This window comes from Vibrio sp. 10N.222.49.C9 (genome assembly GCF_041474985.1).
In the GTDB taxonomy this organism is placed as follows: domain Bacteria; phylum Pseudomonadota; class Gammaproteobacteria; order Enterobacterales; family Vibrionaceae; genus Vibrio; species Vibrio crassostreae_C.
Map to the genome: position 1 here is coordinate 1 of NZ_JBFRVD010000881.1, position 335 is coordinate 335.

General features: G+C 44.8%; 1 pseudogene. It reads right to left on the reverse strand.

The annotated features are described in order from the left end of the window. Positions 1-9: 9 nt before the first annotated feature. Positions 10-335, reverse strand: a pseudogene (locus AB4585_RS26055) (G-D-S-L family lipolytic protein); the annotation flags it as partial.

The following is a 335-nucleotide window of genomic DNA, read 5'->3' on the forward strand; positions in this document are numbered from 1 at the left end:
ATCTAATGGTCAAGTCATTAGTTTAGGCACCAGTTCGGAAAGCGTTTGGGCAAACTTTTTGTGCTGATCGGCTGGCCAATGAATACCCTCTTTGGCGCAAGGTTTAATGAAAGTAGCAGCATCGAGAAAATGACAACCTAGCTCCTGCGAGCGCAACTGATAATAATGAGCAAGTTGTTTGGATTTCTCCTCTGCGCCAGTAAAGCCCTCCATCGTTGTCGATGATTCAAATACCCAAGCAGGTGATACCAATAATACTTGTGGAGGGGTTTTCATAAATGCATGCTCAAATTTTTGCACTACCTCCACTAAGCGTGCCGCGCCCTTTGAGATAT